At 50.7% G+C, this 16,963-nt stretch carries 16 protein-coding genes; 4 read left to right on the top strand and 12 right to left on the bottom strand.

All coding sequences use genetic code 11. The features are described from left to right. Nucleotides 1-134: 134 nt before the first annotated feature. The gene (locus NT073_RS16645; RefSeq protein WP_297375599.1) at nt 135-1,109 is read left to right on the top strand and encodes a Gfo/Idh/MocA family oxidoreductase; all 975 of its coding nucleotides are present in this window, start codon (nt 135-137) and stop codon (nt 1,107-1,109) included. On the opposite strand, the gene NT073_RS16650 is transcribed toward NT073_RS16645, so the two are convergent. Beyond that, nucleotides 1,106-2,338 (bottom strand): saccharopine dehydrogenase NADP-binding domain-containing protein, encoded by a 1,233-nt coding sequence (locus NT073_RS16650; RefSeq protein WP_297375601.1) that lies wholly within the window; start codon nt 2,336-2,338, stop codon nt 1,106-1,108. The genes NT073_RS16645 and NT073_RS16650 overlap by 4 nt on opposite strands. Nucleotides 2,339-2,507: 169 nt before the next feature. Here NT073_RS16650 and NT073_RS16655 point away from each other — a divergent pair, with 169 nt between their 5' ends. Together NT073_RS16655 and NT073_RS16660 are read left to right on the top strand one after the other, a co-directional pair. Beyond that, nucleotides 2,508-2,843 carry a helix-turn-helix transcriptional regulator gene (locus tag NT073_RS16655; protein WP_297375604.1) on the top strand — a complete coding sequence of 112 codons (336 nt, stop codon included), beginning with the start codon at nt 2,508-2,510 and terminating at the stop codon, nt 2,841-2,843. Next, nucleotides 2,840-5,503, top strand: a complete 2,664-nt coding sequence (locus NT073_RS16660; RefSeq protein ID WP_297375606.1) for an ABC transporter permease — start codon at nt 2,840-2,842, stop codon at nt 5,501-5,503. Before NT073_RS16655 ends, NT073_RS16660 begins: the two co-directional genes overlap by 4 nt. Here the strand turns inward: NT073_RS16660 and NT073_RS16665 are convergent. The 9 genes from NT073_RS16665 to NT073_RS16700 all read right to left on the bottom strand — a co-directional run bounded on the left by NT073_RS16665 (nt 5,500) and on the right by NT073_RS16700 (nt 11,529). Beyond that, nucleotides 5,500-6,564: a hypothetical protein gene (locus tag NT073_RS16665; protein WP_297375608.1), complete on the bottom strand. Its 1,065-nt coding sequence runs from the start codon at nt 6,562-6,564 to the stop codon at nt 5,500-5,502. The two genes, NT073_RS16660 and NT073_RS16665, sit on opposite strands and share 4 nt — an antisense overlap. 8 nt (nt 6,565-6,572) lie before the next feature. Then, nucleotides 6,573-7,208, bottom strand: coding sequence for an ABC transporter ATP-binding protein (locus NT073_RS16670; RefSeq protein ID WP_297375610.1), 636 nt, complete (start codon nt 7,206-7,208; stop codon nt 6,573-6,575). Between the two features lie 14 nt (nt 7,209-7,222). Next, nucleotides 7,223-9,334 (bottom strand): TonB-dependent receptor, encoded by a 2,112-nt coding sequence (locus NT073_RS16675; RefSeq protein WP_297375612.1) that lies wholly within the window; start codon nt 9,332-9,334, stop codon nt 7,223-7,225. A gap of 66 nt (nt 9,335-9,400) precedes the next feature. After that, on the bottom strand, nt 9,401-9,499 hold the full coding sequence (locus NT073_RS33400; RefSeq protein WP_366107566.1) for a T9SS type A sorting domain-containing protein: 99 nt from the start codon (nt 9,497-9,499) through the stop codon (nt 9,401-9,403). 21 nt (nt 9,500-9,520) lie between these two features. Next, nucleotides 9,521-9,751: a hypothetical protein gene (locus NT073_RS16680; protein ID WP_297375614.1), complete on the bottom strand. Its 231-nt coding sequence runs from the start codon at nt 9,749-9,751 to the stop codon at nt 9,521-9,523. Nucleotides 9,752-9,965: 214 nt separating this feature from the next. Beyond that, nucleotides 9,966-10,595 carry a hypothetical protein gene (locus NT073_RS16685; RefSeq protein ID WP_297375617.1) on the bottom strand — a complete coding sequence of 210 codons (630 nt, stop codon included), beginning with the start codon at nt 10,593-10,595 and terminating at the stop codon, nt 9,966-9,968. Between the two features lie 18 nt (nt 10,596-10,613). After that, entirely contained in the window at nt 10,614-10,871 is a 258-nt protein-coding gene (locus tag NT073_RS16690) for a hypothetical protein (RefSeq protein ID WP_297375618.1), read from the bottom strand. Nucleotides 10,872-10,901: 30 nt separating this feature from the next. Next, a complete protein-coding gene (locus NT073_RS16695; protein WP_297375620.1) occupies nt 10,902-11,339 on the bottom strand; it encodes a hypothetical protein in 438 nt (145 codons plus the stop codon). 67 nt (nt 11,340-11,406) lie between these two features. Further along, the gene (locus NT073_RS16700; protein ID WP_297375622.1) at nt 11,407-11,529 is read right to left on the bottom strand and encodes a hypothetical protein; all 123 of its coding nucleotides are present in this window, start codon (nt 11,527-11,529) and stop codon (nt 11,407-11,409) included. Between the two features lie 467 nt (nt 11,530-11,996). On the opposite strand from NT073_RS16700, the gene NT073_RS16705 reads away from it, so the two are divergent. Continuing rightward, nucleotides 11,997-13,538, top strand: coding sequence for a DEAD/DEAH box helicase (locus tag NT073_RS16705; RefSeq protein WP_297377041.1), 1,542 nt, complete (start codon nt 11,997-11,999; stop codon nt 13,536-13,538). Between the two features lie 160 nt (nt 13,539-13,698). Here NT073_RS16705 and NT073_RS16710 read toward each other — a convergent pair whose 3' ends face one another. Next, complete coding sequence (locus tag NT073_RS16710) at nt 13,699-14,940, bottom strand: BamA/TamA family outer membrane protein (RefSeq protein ID WP_297375624.1); 1,242 nt, start codon at nt 14,938-14,940, stop codon at nt 13,699-13,701. Between the two features lie 328 nt (nt 14,941-15,268). Further along, nucleotides 15,269-16,951, bottom strand: coding sequence for a RagB/SusD family nutrient uptake outer membrane protein (locus NT073_RS16715; RefSeq protein ID WP_297375626.1), 1,683 nt, complete (start codon nt 16,949-16,951; stop codon nt 15,269-15,271). Between the last annotated feature and the right edge of the window lie 12 nt (nt 16,952-16,963).

The following is a 16,963-nucleotide window of genomic DNA, read 5'->3' on the forward strand; positions in this document are numbered from 1 at the left end:
GCACGATTGTGGCAATACATATTTGCAGGACGTACAACCACCAGCGAAGCCAGTATAAGACGGGCGAAGAAGATGAATAGTTTTGTTGCGGTATGCGCTTTAAACGTTCAGTTAGTAACTGCCAGAAAAAGTCTATGGATCAGGTGAAATGGGGTATAATTGGTTGCGGTGACGTGACCGAAGTGAAAAGCGGGCCTGCTTTCAATAAGGTGCCCAATTCTGAATTAGTAGCGGTGATGCGGAGAGATGCCCAAAAAGCGGCCAATTATGCCTTCCGCCACCATGTGCCCGTTTGGTACAGCGATGCAGACGCGCTCATCAACGACCCTAATGTTAACGCTATCTATGTAGCCACACCACCCGATAGCCATGCCGAATACGCCATTCGGGCTATGCGCGCCGGTAAACCGGTCTATGTCGAGAAACCGATGGCCCTCAATGCGGTTGAATGTGAAACCATGAATCGGGTCAGTAACGAAACGGGTGTGCCGCTCTTTGTCGCTTTTTACCGGCGGGCATTACCTTATTTTCTGAAAGTAAAAGAACTCATTGACCAATACGTTATCGGCGACATCCGGTGTGTACTGATTCAGTTGCAGCAGCCGCCAGCCATTACTGAAGGACAGGTTCAGCCTAACTGGCGGGTATCGCCTGGGGTGTCGGGTGGGGGACTCTTTCATGATTTAGCGTCACACCAGTTCGATTTTCTGGAATATGCGCTCGGTCCGATCAAAACGGCCAGCGGCCTTGCCAGAAATCAGGCGGGTCTTTATGCTGCCGACGACATTGTGGTGGCAAATTTCGAGTTTGAATCGGGGGTGTTGGGCACCGGAAGCTGGTGCTTTACGGTAAATAAGGAACAGCGTACTGACCAGACACAACTGATTGGCTCCAAAGGCAAAATCACGTTCTGTTTCTTTGAGAAGTTCATCATTCGGGTCGAAACCGAAAAGGGCCTGGACGAATACACAATCCCCTTTCCCGAGCATGTTCAGCAACCCCTCATCGATTTGGTTGTCAAAGACCTGCGCGGTGTTGGCAAAAGCACAAGTACCGGCGAGACAGCTGCACGAAGCAGCTACATACTGGACCAAATAACCAGGCATTAATCCGTGGCCACTACCGTAAAGGACAGTCCGGAATGTGCTTGTAAACGGTTGAGCAGTTGATGGCCAAACCCGGCGGCCGGGGTATAAAAGCCGCCGGGTTTAGCCGTTTTTGCAATGTCCTGTGCTAAACAAAGCCCCGCCTGCGCGATCATTTTAGCCGTTGAGCCGTACCCTGGGTCTCGGTCGCCGGAAACGCGTACATGTATCGTTCGACCGATATCCGTTTTGCCGTAAACATCATGCACAAAAAAGCCAGTGCGCTGCGCTTCCGGGCTGGGGCCTTCGCCGGGTTTGGGTAGAAAGCGGCCGATCAACCCCCGTAGCGGGCGGGCAGCTACGGCCAGCATAAATCCGCCAATGCCCGCCGTTACCACTGTAGATGCCAACAACCCAACGACTCCTTTTCCTGTCAGCATGGCTTCGTTGTAGGTGAAATTCGGGTGATAGTGCAGGAACGCGTTAGAGCGCTGAACCACTTGCTCGTTAACAGCCGCCATCACAAAAGGAGCCATCCAGGCGTTGGCATCCTCATCATATTTTACGGAAAGTATAGGGGTCTGTTTAGGGCGCTTATAATCAACCGGCGGACAAATACTATAGGGGTTTGCCAACTCTTTGCGCAGAGCCGCATCTGTAGAAGCCTCCTTTACCAGGTTGAGCACACTGGCAATCGTACCACCCGATGCACCACCTTTGACCGCTTTCACCCGCATTGTTACCGTTGAGCAGGCTGTGCCAAAATGGCCTTTCGCTTGTTGTTGAAGGTAGTAAACGCCCATATCGGATGGGATGGAATCGTACCCGCAGCAATGCACAATGCGGGCTCCGCTTTGTTTGGCCAGGGGTTCGTAGCGGTCAATCATTCGTTTTACCCAGTGCACTTCACCGGTCAGGTCGCAACAGTCCGTACCCGTTTCCGTGCAGGCTTTTACCAGCGGTTCGCCAGACAACGCATATGGCCCGACCGTCGAGATAACTACACGGGTTCGAGTACAAAGCGACTTTAACGTTTCTTCTGACTGGGCATCGGCCACGATGACCGGTAGATGGTGAGCCATGTCGCCCAGAGAATCACGTAAAGCTAAAAGCTTCGATTCGGACCGGCCCGCAATCGCCCACTTCACCGACCGGCCAACACCACACTCATCGAATAAATAGTGTGTGATGATCTGGCCTACAAAACTGGTAGCACCAAAAACAACAACATCGAACATGGAAGACTCGGCCATTGGTTTGTAGATACTTTGTTATTATTCGCACCAATAATTTTCAATCGGCAAGGTATCACGTTTCTTAATGAGCAACGAAAAAATATTTTACATACAAATAATGAATTAATAGAAATCTATTACATACATTTAGGGAATTAATACGATGTTCAAGTAATTGAGTAAACCCATGAAGGGAACCAACCTGGGAGAATTTGAAGAACTGGTGCTGCTGACCATTGCGGCACTGGTCAACGACGCCTACAGCGTGGCGGTTTGCGATGAATTGGAAAAACATACGGGTCGGGTGGCAAAGCTGGGCGTTGTACATGCTGTACTAAATCGGCTGGAAGAGAAAGGACTCGTGAAAAGCCGGATGGGCGAATCGACCAATGCACGAGGGGGCAAGCGTAAACGCTATTACGAGGTAACACATGCTGGTAAGATAGCGCTAACCCACGCGAAAGATGTGCGGGAGTCGCTCTGGCGAATCATTCCTGGCTTTAATCTGGAGGGGTTAATATGAAACGATTTGCCAGCCAGAACGATCATTCAAAAAAAGAGTCGGAAGCCGTTCAGCCGCCCCGCTGGGCGCAGCGGTTGCTCAACTGGTATTGTCGGCCCGACCTACTGGAAGACCTTCAGGGCGATCTGAATGAATACTTCGACCGTAATGTGCTAGCCAAAGGGGCCAGCCAAGCCCGACTGATTTACTGCCTTGATGTACTGAAATTCTTCCGGCTTTATACCCTTCGCAAACCCGATTTTATCAACCTCTTCGTTCACTGGATCATGATTGGCAGCTACCTCAAAACCTCCCGGCGCAGCCTGATGCGCAACAAGTTGTTTTCCTTTATCAATATTTTCGGATTGGCTGTGAGTATGTCAGTGGGTATGCTGGTCATTGCGTTCATCGTTGATCTACGTTCATACGATGACTTTCATACGAAGAAAGATCGGATTTATCGGGTCACAACGACGTACCAGAACCTTGATCAGCCGGTCATGGATTTTGCTTCCACGTCGGTTAGGGCTGGTAAAAAAATTCGACAAACGGCTGCTGGCATAGACGCGTTGACCATACTGCGAAACGGATTTTCGGGGGATGCTCACGTTGGTGAATCGACAATACCGCTTGACGCTTTATGGGCAGATGAATCATTTTTTAAGGTATTTACCTTTCCGTTACTTAAAGGGAATCCTGCTACAGCCCTCAAAAATCCATATTCTCTGGTGCTGACGGAAAAAACGGCGGAAAAATTATTTGGCAATGCCGACCCACTGGGAAAGACTATACGATTTGACACCCTCAATTACTTGGTAACGGGAGTAGCAAAAGACGTCCCTAAACTTTCGCACCTGCAATTCGACGCGCTCGTTTCCTTTTCTACGGCAGAGGCACAGCAAACCAAAGCCGATCCCAATTTTTTAAGCTGGGAAAATATATGGCAAAACTATGTGTATATCGTTTTGGCTGAAAAAGCTACGCCAGATCCGTTAAATGCAACATTGACTAAACTTAGTACATTGGAAAATGCGGCTAATAAGAATGTGAAGATAACGATTGCGCTTCAACCTCTCAAGGAGGTCGCATTGGGCAGGCGATTATCCAACTCAATTGGCCCGACTATGGTGCCCATTGTGGTTTGGATACTATCCGGGCTGGCCTTTGTGATTATTCTTTCTGCCTGTTTCAACTATACCAATCTCTCCATTGCCCGTTCGCTGAGACGCTCGCGTGAGGTGGGCGTTCGTAAAATTATTGGTGCCCTAAGAGGGCATGTGCTGGGGCAGTTTCTGGCCGAATCGGTGATCGTTGCCTTGCTGGCATTCGTGTTTTCATTTGTTATTTTCCTGTTTTTACGAACTCAGTTCTTATCGCTCGCTTCCTACGTGGAAAAGCTTGTTTCGCTTGAAATTTCTTACAAACTCATTCTTTACTTTTTAGGTCTTGCAACGGCTGTTGGGCTTATAGCAGGTTTTTTGCCTGCCCTGTTTTTCTCACGGGTCAATGCCCTTCAGGTAATAAAAGATGCATCAACCATAAAAGTATTCCGGCATGTCAGTATGCGTAAGGCATTGATTGTGATTCAGTATACGTTGTCGCTGATTTTTATTGCGACAACCTTAATCGGGTACAATCAATATCGAGGTTTTATAACCTTCGATCTGGGGTTCACGACCGATAATATTCTAAACGTCCGGTTGCAGCAGAACAAAGGGAATTTATTGAAAAAAGAACTGGCTGAGATTCCCGGAATCCTTGAAATTTCTCAATCAATGATGGTAACCAGCCTGGGGAGCATCCATGGAACAAATGCAAAATACATCAATCCCCAGGACTCCGCAATGGTTTGGCTAAACCAGGTCGATGAACATTATTTACCCGTTCATAACCACAAACTTATCGCTGGAAAGAACTTTACACTACGGCCAAAGAAAGGAGAGGAGACTGAAGTCATTGTCAATGAACAGGTATTGAAGCGGTTTAACATAGCGAACAAAAAACCGGAGAACGCTCTCGGTAAATTTTTAACGGTAGATGGTAAAAAACTTGCCATCGTTGGTGTGCTAAAAGATTTTCATTACGGCTCGGTAGAGAAGAAGATCGAACCCGTTATTTTTCGCTACTCGGCAGATGAACCATGGGGCTACCTGAACGTAAAAGTTTCCTCTGCCGATTTACCGGCAACCCTGGCCAGTATTGACAATGCCTGGCGAAAGATAGATAAGGTTCATCCGCTGGATGCCAAGTTCTACGATGATCAGATCGAAGAGGCATATGCCCAATTCTCTGTTATGCTCAAGGTGATTGGTTTCATTGCCTTTCTGGCTATATGCATCGCTTCGCTGGGTTTGTTTGGTATGGTTGTGTTCACGACCGAAACCCGACTAAAGGAAATCAGCATTCGTAAGGTGTTGGGAGCCAGTGAAGAGGGTTTGATCTATCTGTTGAGCCGGGGATTTTTAGGGCTTCTGACAATGGCAGCCCTGATCGCGTTGCCGGCTACCTATCTCTTTTTCGACAAAGTGATCCTGGTCAATTTCGCCTACCATCAACCCATCGGGCTGGGCGAGCTTCTTCTCGGCGTGGTCGTCGTTATGGGACTGGCTTTTTTGCTGATCGGTTCGCAAACGCTGAAGGCCGCCCGTAAGAACCCGGCACATATTCTAAAATCGGATTAGCGTTGCTCAAATGACCAATGCCAGTACCCCAATGCGCCTAACCAGCCCAACGCCAGCCAGATACCAACCGGCAGGGAAAACATAATGAGTAGTAAGCCGCCAATGAAACCGGCCAGAATGCCCGACAGCCAGCGTTCGGGATTGATGGTTTGGGGATAGGCTAGTGCGTGCAGTAGTAGAATCCAGCCCCAGCCCGTTAGCCAAAGCCAGACGACATAATCCAGCCGGATGTCGGTGGGGCAGTTGCGCAGCAGAATAAACAATTCGGGCAGCCAGATAAGCCCGTACATGAGCGTGTACCGGCCGAAACGCTGTAATCGCGAAAAGGGCAGATTGGGTAATAGAAGCAGGTACTTGTGTTCAAACGCACTTACCTGACTGCCCACCTGTGAATGACCCAGGACAGCTAGCAGCAATCCAATCAGGAGCAAGCGCTGATCATAATCATCCGTGGGGTACAACCGACAGACACCTACCAGTAATAGACACGAAAATACCTTTGTCAGTACCAGTGAAAGGGGTTCGTGCCGCAGCCAATAAGTCGGGAAAAATAATTCGTATCGGAGTGAAATGGCCAGATGCGGGAGCCGGAACGATTCGGGGTTTGGGTGTTTGAGCCGATAGTCGACCAACGCAACGCCCGTAGCTGTTAGTCCTGCCAGAACGAGAGCAATAGCCGTTAGGGAACCCCACCGCTTATACACACTGGCAATCTGAATCATCCATCCGCCATAAGCGATAATGGGAAAAAGAAGTGCCAGTTGCACACCAAACCACATGGCCAATCGGGCAGGGGTGGGGATTAGCCAGAACGTTTGCAGAAACAAGTGCTCCGGAGCGGTTAATTCCTGCTGGATAAACGACACAGTTTTAAGTAGGTAAAGGCCCCATAGCCCAAAGATGAGGGCCAGCAGCAAGGGCGAACCAAGGGCCGCTGTAATTAGCGCTTTGTGCTCCACGGCACTCAAAAAACCAAAGGCAAGCAGGATAATTACCAGAAAGGTACCCGCATTTCTGGCGTAGAAAGCACTCACAAAAACCCGGTTTAGTACGGTCAGCATAGCCGGGTTCAGGTTGTGGGAGAGATAATCCCGTTGCCAACCTCCCAGGTGCCGGTTAACGGTAGGCCCGTCAAGCTGATGTCCTGATGGGAGGTAAGCAGGAACGAAACGTTCTGCTCCGTGCGAAGTTGCCGGATGTAGTCGAACAGTTTTTCGGCCGTGGCAACGTCTAAGGTCGTTAGGGGTTCATCGAGGAGTACCAGGCTGGGCGTGCCCAGAAAGGCCAGCAGCAGAGATAGCTTCTTAAGCATACCACTTGAAAACTGGCCGGTCGGCTGCGTCCAGAAGGTATCGACGCCAAGCAGCTTTGCCAGCGATTCAATTTGCCCGGCAGGTGCTTTCTTCGCTTTACCAACAAAGCCGGTCAGGTCGCGGGCAGTCAGAAAAGTCGGGTAAACGGGCTCCGCTTCGGCATAGTTGACCCGCATTCGATACGCCACTGGATCGCGATTAACGTCGTATTTGCCGTTCAGCAAAACGTTTCCTGAAAAGGGTAGCAGCCCGGCTACGGTCCGGAAAAACGTCGTTTTCCCCGATCCGTTTCCGCCCCGGAAATAGTGAAAGCCCGCCGAAAGCTGTAGTTCGGGTACCGTCAGCACAGGTTGACTACTGTAGGCTTTGGTAAAGTTCTTGACAGTTAGCATGTTTACTGGCGTCATCACCATTTCACCCGCAACCGAACGCCACCAACACCGTTTCTGGCGGGGGCCGCGTTATAGTACCGGTTACCAACGGCGTTCAGGTCGTAGCCTAACGAATAGGTTCGGTCCAGCAGATTGTCGCCACTGGCGTACACATCAACTGTCCAGTTTTTGCCAAGTGAATGCCGGAAGCCTAGTGTGGCCTGAAGTAACTGAGTGGGGTCAGCAAGTACAGTATTGGCATCGTTAAGGTAGAAAGGCGACAGGAACTGGTACGTAACGTGTGCGTAGATTCCCGCTTTTGTCTCGGCATCAATGCCTGTTACGTTAGTCGTAGGCGCTACGCCCGGAACCTTGTTGTTGGATAAATCCGCCGTTCCCTGTTTGTAATCCCGGAACCGGTATTCGGTGAGAGTCAGGCTGTTCCAGAGCCGTACGAGCGAGAAAAAAGCCGTTGGTGATGTGTAATAAGCGGGCGAAAGAAAATCATAGCTCAACTGAGCCTCCAGTCCCCGTTGATCGGTTCGGCCTGCATTGACGAAGAACTCGGCACCGGCTGCGTCCGACCGGCGAACAATCGTTTCGGTTAGCCGGAACTGATAAGCCGCAATATCGAACCGTAACCGGCTTCGGAAAGCCGACCCTCGTAAGCCCACCTCATAACTCGTTCCCCGTTCGGCGTTCAGCGTAGTATTGAAGCCACCCGTAGAAGGCCGTACTTCCTGTGTCGATGGGGCCGAATAGCCGGTGCTGATACTGGCAAATGCCGACACGTTCTGACCGAAGGTGCGCAGTAACGCAACGCGTGGTAGCCAGACCGGTGTGAAGTTTCGGGTCAGAGGAATGGCTGGGGCACCACCGGCCGCCCGCGTTGAAAATCGGGTAAAGCCATACCGAATATCATTGCGGCTCAGGCCCGCCGTGAGCCGGAAGCGTGCGGGCAACTCGGTTTCGGATTGCAGGAAAACCGTCGACTGCCGGGCAATGAGTTCTTCGTCGGTCTGGATGGTATCGGCAATGCCGCCCCGGTTGCCGAAATTACGGTCTACGGTGAAGTTGCGCAGGTATTCGGCCCCGACCGTAACGACGGTTGGCACAGGACCGTTAGGGAAGCGGATCTGGGTAACGGTGCGACCGCCAAGCCCCTGATCGGTGCGTTTTTCGTAGTTGGTAATGAACGGATTGGCGAAGTCGGTGGTAGAGCCGTAGATAACGGTGGTGTTTTGTATCCGGTCGTTCCAGCGGTATTCGTGCGAGAAGCCCAGGTAGCCGACTTTCTGATAGATACCGGCCTGTTGGGCGGCACTACTGGGTAAGGTAGCGGTGGCAAAGCGCGAAGCTCTGGGATTCGCCCGAAACTGCGCTTCGTTGAGGCCACCCGGTGTCTGGTAATGTAAGTCTGAATATAAGGCCAGCACCGAAATGGTTCGTTTGGGACTGACGTTGAACGAACCTACCAGACTCAGATTGTCCCGCACTACGGCGCTCTGGTCGCGATAGCCGTCGGATTGTAAATGATTATAGTTGAGCGAAATGGCCGAGTTGTTTTTGCCGGTCTGTATCGAAATTCCATTGCCGTACAAGCCGTAGCTGCCGCCCAGGGCCGATACTTCCACACTGGTTTGACCCGCCGGTACACCCAGACCGCTGAACAGAATGGTGCCTCCTGTACCCGCTCCGTACAAACTGCCGGACGGCCCTTTGATGACCTCAATGCGTCCCAGTGCCCGCACATCCAGCGCGTTGAGGGGCGTGTTGCCTCCCGCGTCGGTAAGCGGCAGTTCATTCCAGTAGGTCTTGATGTTCCGCACCCCGAACGGTGAGCGAATGGCACTGCCCCGAATGGCCAGCCTGTAACTCCCCGGTGACCGTTCATCGGCCCGAACACCCGGCAGGGTATTGAGTGCCGGCACCAGCGTTGGCGTACCAAAACGCTGGTTCAGGTCACGGCGCGACAGGAGTCCGATCGAAGCCGGTGTTTCCAGTAATCGGCGGTTGGTTGCGTATCCCCGAACCATCACCTCATTGAGTTGAAGGGTATCTTCCAGTGAGGGGGTTGACATTTGGGCAGAAACGGATTGGATACAGGCTTGTAAACAAAACAGGGGCAGTAGTAGTCGTTTTTTCATTACCGGGCAAAGGTTGCGGCACAGGCAGCAGTCCGGAACAGGACCAATACCCGTTGACCGAACTCGTCAGTGTTTCAAAATGCGAAAAATCGCACTGGATTTATCGGTTTCAATAGTCAGCAAATATACGCCGGTTGGGAGTAAGGACAGGTCTTCTCCGTCAATCTCTTTTGCCGTACTTTTCTATTAAAGTACATTTCCTTTCGGGTCCGTTACCCGAAGACGATAGGGGGTTGTTGCTCTGTCCTGCCGAATATTTACCCAGCAGTTGGTCGGATTCGGGTACACTGCAAACTGTTTTTCCAAAGCTGGATCAGTGGCCGTCAGCACACTGATCTGAACCACAGAAGGTTCTGCTATTTTTCCTAACCCGCAACCGTTGGTTACCTGATATAATTTGTAAATAGTTGAGGCCACCGTTGGTGATAAATCAATCGGGTAAGGTGTATTGCTCGCGTATAACGTACTAACGGGATTGAACTCATTCCCGATCCGGATTGTCCAGGGGCGTCGCCCGTCAGATTAATTTTCAGCATTACGGGCTTTCCCGGTGTGAAGCCAATTGTCGCCGATTCAAATGCGGCTGTTGCCGCAAACCGTAGCAGGAGAGGGGCGATGTTGGTCGAACTGCTTACACCAGCGTCCAGCGCAATAACCCGTACCCGATAAAAGAGCCACGTGGCATAATAGCAGGAACCAGCGCTTTTAATGGGCTTGATGTGACAAACGTAGTCAGGTCGCTGAACTGAGTGCCGGTCGAATCGGACAGTTGTACTGTAACGCGATTCGTTGCCGAGAAGGTCCCCTTTGTGTCGAACGTTACCCGTAGGGTGTCATTCGAACAAATTGTTGAGAAGCCGTTGACCTCCAGAGTCGTTATCTGGCGGTCGGTTGGTGGGTTGACAGTTATTTTCGCTGCACCTGAAAACTGACCTGTCCCGCAAAAGTTCGATATAGATACCAGTTGATAGGTCGTAGTTTGGGTTGGTCTGACGGTTAGATCAAAGCCGGACGACTCGGGGTAAAATTCCCCCGACTTACCCGTAGCTAATGCATATCGAATGGAGATGCCATTCCCGCTTACCAACTGATTTGATGTTAAGCGAATAATGGCGCTTTGCTGGGGGTTGATGCTGGCATTTTCCCCCAATTTAACGACGGGGGCCGATGCCAGCAAGAAACTCATCTGGGGCTCCTGCACCGGATTGGTCGAAGCCAGTTTCAATGTGTAGGAGCCTACCGCCGTTAAACTGCCCGGCAAACTAACCTGAAAAGTCCCCTAGGTAGTAGCGGTAGAATCGAGCCAGCGCACTGTGGTTCCTTCCACTAAGCCGATTCGGATTCGGTTACCCGGTTCAAAGTCGCCCTGAGCACTGTAGGTGACGGGTATTTTAGTGCCTGTACAGAAAGAATTGCTGTTCGCACTGAGTGATAAGGTCGGTTTGATGCGTACGGAAATCTCGCCCGAAGCAGTTCCGTGTCCGTAGGTATTTATAACTGCCTGAATGGCATAAACCGTCTTCGATTTCGGGTTCACGTACAATGTGCCCGGACAGGATGAGAACACTTACCGCCGGGATACATATCGAGCGTAGTAGCGCCACTTTCTGTTGGTAGCAGCGATGTTGCTTTCTGACGATTGGCCGGCGATTCGCAGGGTCAGCCCTTCGCAAATGGGTCCCTGGATGACCGAGTCGATGGTAATTCCCGGACCGACGGTTATAACAACGCTGCTTGCTGTTTTGACCGGAACAGACCCACAGCCCGTCTGGAAGGGCTGAACGGTGTATGTAGTGGTCCGGCCAGGACGAATAGTGGTCAACGCCGGGTAATCCGAGTAATAGTCGGAGCGCAGAACCGTTCCATCACTCAAGAGCGCACTAAGCGGGGGCTGCCCCTGAAATTTAACTCCCATATCTACGTTTTGACCAAGCGAAATGGTGCGGCTTTCCGTCGTAAATTCGACCGTGGGCTTGGCCCGGATGGCAACGTAATAAACCCGCATGATCGCTCAGGGTAGCGGGCGCGCTGGACCGTATCCGGACGGAATAGTGAGAGCCCGTATAATTCGCCTATGCGGATTCAGTGGTCGGTATGGTTGCTTTCAGGAGGCCATTGTCCAGAACGGCGTCGAACTCATAATTGATGGACGGGACTTCGTAATAATCGCGTACTTCGACGGTAAGTAAAGACATTATCGGGAGTAAATGAAGCTGTGGAGCTGTAGGTAAGCAGGCTTTCCTGATCGAGACAGGCGTTTAGGACGGATTCAATGTTTAAGGTTTGAGTAACAACAATAGCACTGTTAAGAGCTAAGAGAAATTAAGTATAACTTAAATATATAAAATTATACTTAAGATTTAGTAAATATCGATATTAGGTAAATGATAGCAGATGTATATACGCAGTAACATGAATTTATAAATGTATGATGTCGGTATCCACCTAAGTTGGTTATGATGCACTTCCAATTACGTAATCCTCTGGTATAGATAGGCCTGAAAATGCGGAATTTGTACGGCTTTTTCGTTATATTTGTTTCAAATCAAGCGGTTTGCTGGCCCGGAAGTTAAGGTCAGCGGTTTTTCACCATCATTCAGCTGTAACCTTGACATTTCAGGAATTTAATCTCCACGACGACCTGCTGGCCGGAGTGGACGCCATGAATTACTTAAAAGCCACTCCCATTCAGGAGATGGCTATCCCAACAATCCTTGCCGGAAAAGACCTGATCGCCAGTGCGCAGACGGGTACCGGTAAAACGGCGGCCTACCTTATTCCGCTTCTCGACAAAATATCTCATACCGACCACGACCATACCAGCACGCTCATTCTGGTACCCACACGTGAGCTGGCCAAACAGATCGACGAGCAGGTTGAAGGCTTTGGCTATTTCGTCCAGGCCAACAGCATTGCCATTTACGGCGGAGGTAAAGGCGACGATTGGGATAAACAACGGAAAGCCCTCGAAACCGGAGCCGATATCATCATTGCCACACCCGGACGCCTGATCGCCCACATGCAGCTTGGCTATGTCAAGTTTGATAAGATAGATTATCTGGTGCTCGACGAGGCCGATAAGATGCTGGATATGGGTTTCTCAGACGATATCATGAATATCGTTGAGAAGATTCCCGGCAAACGCCAAACGCTGCTTTTCTCAGCAACCATGCCGAACAAAATCCGGGAGTTTTCGAAGAAGCTTTTGACCGACCCCGAAGAAATCCGGCTGGCTGTTTCGAAACCGGCTGCGGGTATCGACCAGCAGTTTTATATGGCGTTCGACAATCAGAAGCTGCCCCTATTGGCCCATTTAATTAAAAATAGCACAAAGCCGGTGCAGAGCATGGTTCTGTTTACCTCCCGTAAATCAGAAGTCAACAGCATCGTTCGTGCCTTGAGCAAGCTTAATTACGAAGCTCGTGGCATTAGCTCTGACCTGGAGCAGGACGACCGAGAGGTGGTTCTGCGGGACTTTAAAAATAAGGCATTCCCGATCTTAGTTGCCACCGATGTTCTCTCGCGGGGCATCGACATCGACAACCTCACGCACGTGGTGAATTATGACATTCCCCGCGATGCCGAAGATTACGTTCACCGGATTGGCCGAACGGCACGGGCGGCTACGACCGGAACAGCCATTACGTTCGTAAGCGATCAGGACCAGAACCGGATCGTTAGTATTGAAAAGCTCATCGAGCGCGAAGTAGACAAACAAGCCATTACCGAAGAACTGGGCATGGGCAAGTCGCCGGTGTTCGATCCGAAACGGTTCAGTGGCCGCCGGGGCGATAGCTCGCGGGGTGGAAACGCTCGCGGTGCCAATGCCGCCGGGAAAGGTGGACGACGGCGCGACGGGCGTCGGGATAGTAGCAGCGACCGTAGTGGTAACGACCGTAGTGGTAGCGACCGTAGTGGTAGCGACCGTAGTGGTAGCGACCGTAGTCAGGGCGAGCGCCGGAACGACGCCAGAAACGGGCAGCCACGGACAACCGATGCGGCTGTAGCCACTGAACCAAAAGCTGTTGCGGCTACCGAAGCCGTACTGCCCGTTGGTGGCGCTGCTCCTGCTGGCGAACCGTCGGACAAACCTAAGCGTCGTAAAAAGCGTCGGCGAGGACCCAAAGCTGAAGGAAAGGAAACGGGACAGGCAGAAACGCCGTCGCGGAAATCAGCAGAATCAACGCCCGTATCTGACAATTAATTGCTATTTATCAGCTAGTTAGTTATAGGGTGTTTGTCTGCTATTTGCTGTCCCGGACATAATCACTGCCTATGCCCAATACCTTACAGAGGTGTGGGATCACATAGATTACTTAGCCGACACAACTGGTTAGTGTCTTTTCTTTAATCTTGATGAAGTCTTAAAAAACTTCGCCAAGATTAAAGAAAAGGCCGCTTGATCCGTCAAAACCGAACCCGTAATCGACGGAGAGATTAGTCCTCGATATCTTGTTCATCTTAATCCGAAGGCCTCCACCAACGGCTGGAACTACCTTCTCAAATTGGCTGCTGGCCAGTTCCGATACGGTTTGGGCATTGGCGAAAACGACTCCCCCCAATAGCCGATTGGCGGTCAGATGAAAACGATATTCGGTTTCGGCGTATAAGAGGTTCTTGCCCCGGAACCGCCCCTGAATGAATCCCCTGCCTACATTGCCCGTGTTATCCCAACCCGTACTAGGCATGTCCAGAAACGGCGGGTTTCCGCTTAGTGTGAAGGCGTTATACGACCAGAAGGCCAATATATTGTCAGACTTTCCGGGCAAATGGACGTATTTTCGAACTTCCAGAAGGGCCGACTGGTAGCCCTGGTCGCTACCCAGCCATTGCATGTTGGCTCGAAACATGGCATTGACAAGCAGTCCGCCACTGGGATTAATGGCATTTTGACGATTGTCGTATAATACATGTACCGTAGGGCCTGAAGAAACAGACCGCCCCTCGATTCCTTCCGAATACCGCGAAATGCGCGTTACTTCCCGCCGACTGTTATAACTATATATATTCCAGTGAAGGTCGAGATTGTAGCCTAAACCAGCATATAAGCTGGGGGCTAGCCTGCGTAGTAGATTCTGGTGAAATCTAAAGTAAGTGTAATCCATGTTAATGACACGGTCTGTGGTTGTATACATGCCCAAACCATAGGTTGCCTGTGGGTAGTGCATCAATCGCCAGTCGTTAGTCCACAGAAATTGATTGTTTCGCATCCAGACGGAGGATAGGGCCGTCAATATAATCTGCTTGTTTTGCGTATACGAAAGCTGGCCCGTTATGGACGACATGTTGGCGTTTGCCATTCGAAAGGGAGTGTTGATTAGTACAGCTGCCAAGGCTCGGGTCTGTAGTGTGTAACCAACCTGCGGAATGACCAGTACAAAACGTTTACCTTCCTCAAGAGTGGCTGAATCGTGCGTACGAATGTGCAGTTGTGGATACAATCGTTTAACAAGGTCAGCAATGTCCTGCTGTTGAACGGGCTTAGGCTTAGGCACGTCGTTAAGGGAAGTTGTATCCGTTAGCGGTAGTTGAATGGCCCGGCAATGTACAAGGGCTGACAGCCAAATAAGTAGAATACCCACCAACAAACTGGAAACAGGTTTCATGAGTGACTTTTTAGAAGGGGAGTAAGTTGAGGTCTGCCGATGTATAAAATGGTGAATTAAAAAAAGTGCGCATCTGTAATCAGGTTAATTTATAAGGCCTTCGTCGGCATTCATTACACAGATGTACAGGCTAAGATAATGATTATCTGTACAAAAAATGAGTTTAGCCGAAAGCTGCTAGGAGTACTCCTGAAGTTTAGCGAGGTATACAAAAAGTCTGCCCGGCATACCTATTTAGGTATGCCGGGCAGACTTTTTGTATACCTGCCTCCACATGAAGCTATGTTCTCAAACCGTTATAATTCGGGGTGAAGCAGCCGATTCAGGGCTAATAATTTGGGTTTTGGGTTGCCACGCTGGAGGTCGTTGGATTTAATACGGCTTCATCGGCGGGTACGTCCCAGTAATCCATGAAGTTGTAGTTGATCGTTACATTCTTATTGACTACCCCCGCAGTGGTCACCAGCGTATTGCCGTAGCTCCCCCCGCCAGCGGAGATGTCGTACGTCCAGCCCCAGCGCCGGTTATCGTAGAAACCCAATCCCCGCCCAAACAAAGCGACTCGTCGTTCTTTGGTCAGTTCGGTGAGCGCACCGGGCAGCGTTAAGCCGGTTCCTTTTACGGTGGCTACCCCTGCTCCCTGATACGTTCTGACCGCATCAATATATCCAAGGCCGGTTTCGATGTTGCCGAGCCGGATGTTGGCTTCGGCCAGCATGAGTTGGTTCTCTTCATAACTACCCGCAATGTAAAGCTCATAAGCCCCAACATCTTTGGTACCGTATACATACACGCCGGGCATGCCGTTGCCATTGGCGGTTAAACTATACCGGGTTGTGAAGGTATAGTTGTTTTTGTAAGTCGTGTTGGTGTTGAAGTTGTTGGTAAGTCGTTTATCGCCCGCATTGAAGGATTGAATGAAGCGCTCGCTGATCTTGAAGGTAGTCGACGTATTTACCCCCGTGGTAAGCGCGGCCGTTGTTCCGCCAGAAGCCGAAAAGAAAAAGTTGGAGGGGGTACTGCGGCCAGTAAACACGATGTCGCCCCGCTGAATTCCCGCAGTAACCAGCGTCAGAACGCTGTTCCAGTCGGCTGGGGTCATGGCAGTTGTCGATGATTTGGTAATGGTGGCCGCCGGATTGCCGTTCACAAATGGCGCCAGTTTGTTGACCAGAATGTTTCGGGCCAGCATCGTATTGATATTGCGTTTCCACATGTCAATGGTAGGAATGCCCCCGTTGCCCACCTGCGTGAACGCCGGTATCAACTGCGAAATAACCTCCAGATAATCGCTGTTGCTGGTAATCGCGGTCAGCGTAGTAGCGGCCAGGTTGTAATAGGTATTGGATTGGTTGATGATGGCATCGTGCAGTACATAGTCACCATTGGTCACGCTCGCCTTGTCTTCAATCAGGCCCGCGTAATACATCGACCCGATAGAGGCATACGCATAGCCTTTCCACCAGTAGGCCCAAGCTTTTATCGTGTTGGAGCGGCTGGCGGCATCGCCCGCAAAAGGAATGGTGCCTACCAGATCCAGCGTTTGGTTGCAGGCATTGTTGAGCGCGTACATATTCAACCATTGGTAATACAGCGGGTTATTTCCTGCACCCGTGGCTGCACGACTGTTGTAAGACCGGATAATGCTCACCTGCGGAGATGGGTTGCTTACCTTGGTGCCGTCATCCAGAATAATATAATCGGGTACACCAATGGTGGTAATCTGGTTGTTAGAGGCATCGGCTCCCAGGTTATCCGCCATCAGTTCGCTATAACCCCAGGGTAGCGAGAAATAGCTGTTCCCCAGCCAGTCGTCCCCGTTGTAAAAACCATTGACATACACACCACCCTGGGCAAACGAGATGATACCCGCTTCAGTATTGACGTTGGCCACTGTTGTGGGCGCGTTCGGGTTCCCGACGTCCAGTTGCTCTTTACAGGATACCCCACTCAGGAGCGCTACCGTTAAACAGGCCGTGGTAAGAAATTTATTTTTATGGAAGAGTTTCATCTTAAGCAAAAT

The organism is Spirosoma sp. (genome assembly GCF_026391055.1).
Lineage (GTDB): Bacteria > Bacteroidota > Bacteroidia > Cytophagales > Spirosomataceae > Spirosoma.

Bases quoted from the DNA above. Each gene is read 5' to 3' on its own strand.
- NT073_RS16645 (WP_297375599.1), top strand. From the start codon at position 135: ATGGATCAGGTGAAATGGGGTATAATTGGTTGCGGTGACGTGACCGAA.
- NT073_RS16650 (WP_297375601.1), bottom strand. From the start codon at position 2,338: ATGGCCGAGTCTTCCATGTTCGATGTTGTTGTTTTTGGTGCTACCAGT.
- NT073_RS16655 (WP_297375604.1), top strand. From the start codon at position 2,508: ATGAAGGGAACCAACCTGGGAGAATTTGAAGAACTGGTGCTGCTGACC.
- NT073_RS16660 (WP_297375606.1), top strand. From the start codon at position 2,840: ATGAAACGATTTGCCAGCCAGAACGATCATTCAAAAAAAGAGTCGGAA.
- NT073_RS16665 (WP_297375608.1), bottom strand. From the start codon at position 6,564: ATGCTGACCGTACTAAACCGGGTTTTTGTGAGTGCTTTCTACGCCAGA.
- NT073_RS16670 (WP_297375610.1), bottom strand. From the start codon at position 7,208: ATGCTAACTGTCAAGAACTTTACCAAAGCCTACAGTAGTCAACCTGTG.
- NT073_RS16675 (WP_297375612.1), bottom strand. From the start codon at position 9,334: ATGAAAAAACGACTACTACTGCCCCTGTTTTGTTTACAAGCCTGTATC.
- NT073_RS16695 (WP_297375620.1), bottom strand. From the start codon at position 11,339: ATGCGGGTTTATTACGTTGCCATCCGGGCCAAGCCCACGGTCGAATTT.
- NT073_RS16700 (WP_297375622.1), bottom strand. From the start codon at position 11,529: ATGTCTTTACTTACCGTCGAAGTACGCGATTATTACGAAGTCCCGTCC.
- NT073_RS16705 (WP_297377041.1), top strand. From the start codon at position 11,997: ATGAATTACTTAAAAGCCACTCCCATTCAGGAGATGGCTATCCCAACA.
- NT073_RS16710 (WP_297375624.1), bottom strand. From the start codon at position 14,940: ATGAAACCTGTTTCCAGTTTGTTGGTGGGTATTCTACTTATTTGGCTG.
- NT073_RS16715 (WP_297375626.1), bottom strand. From the start codon at position 16,951: ATGAAACTCTTCCATAAAAATAAATTTCTTACCACGGCCTGTTTAACG.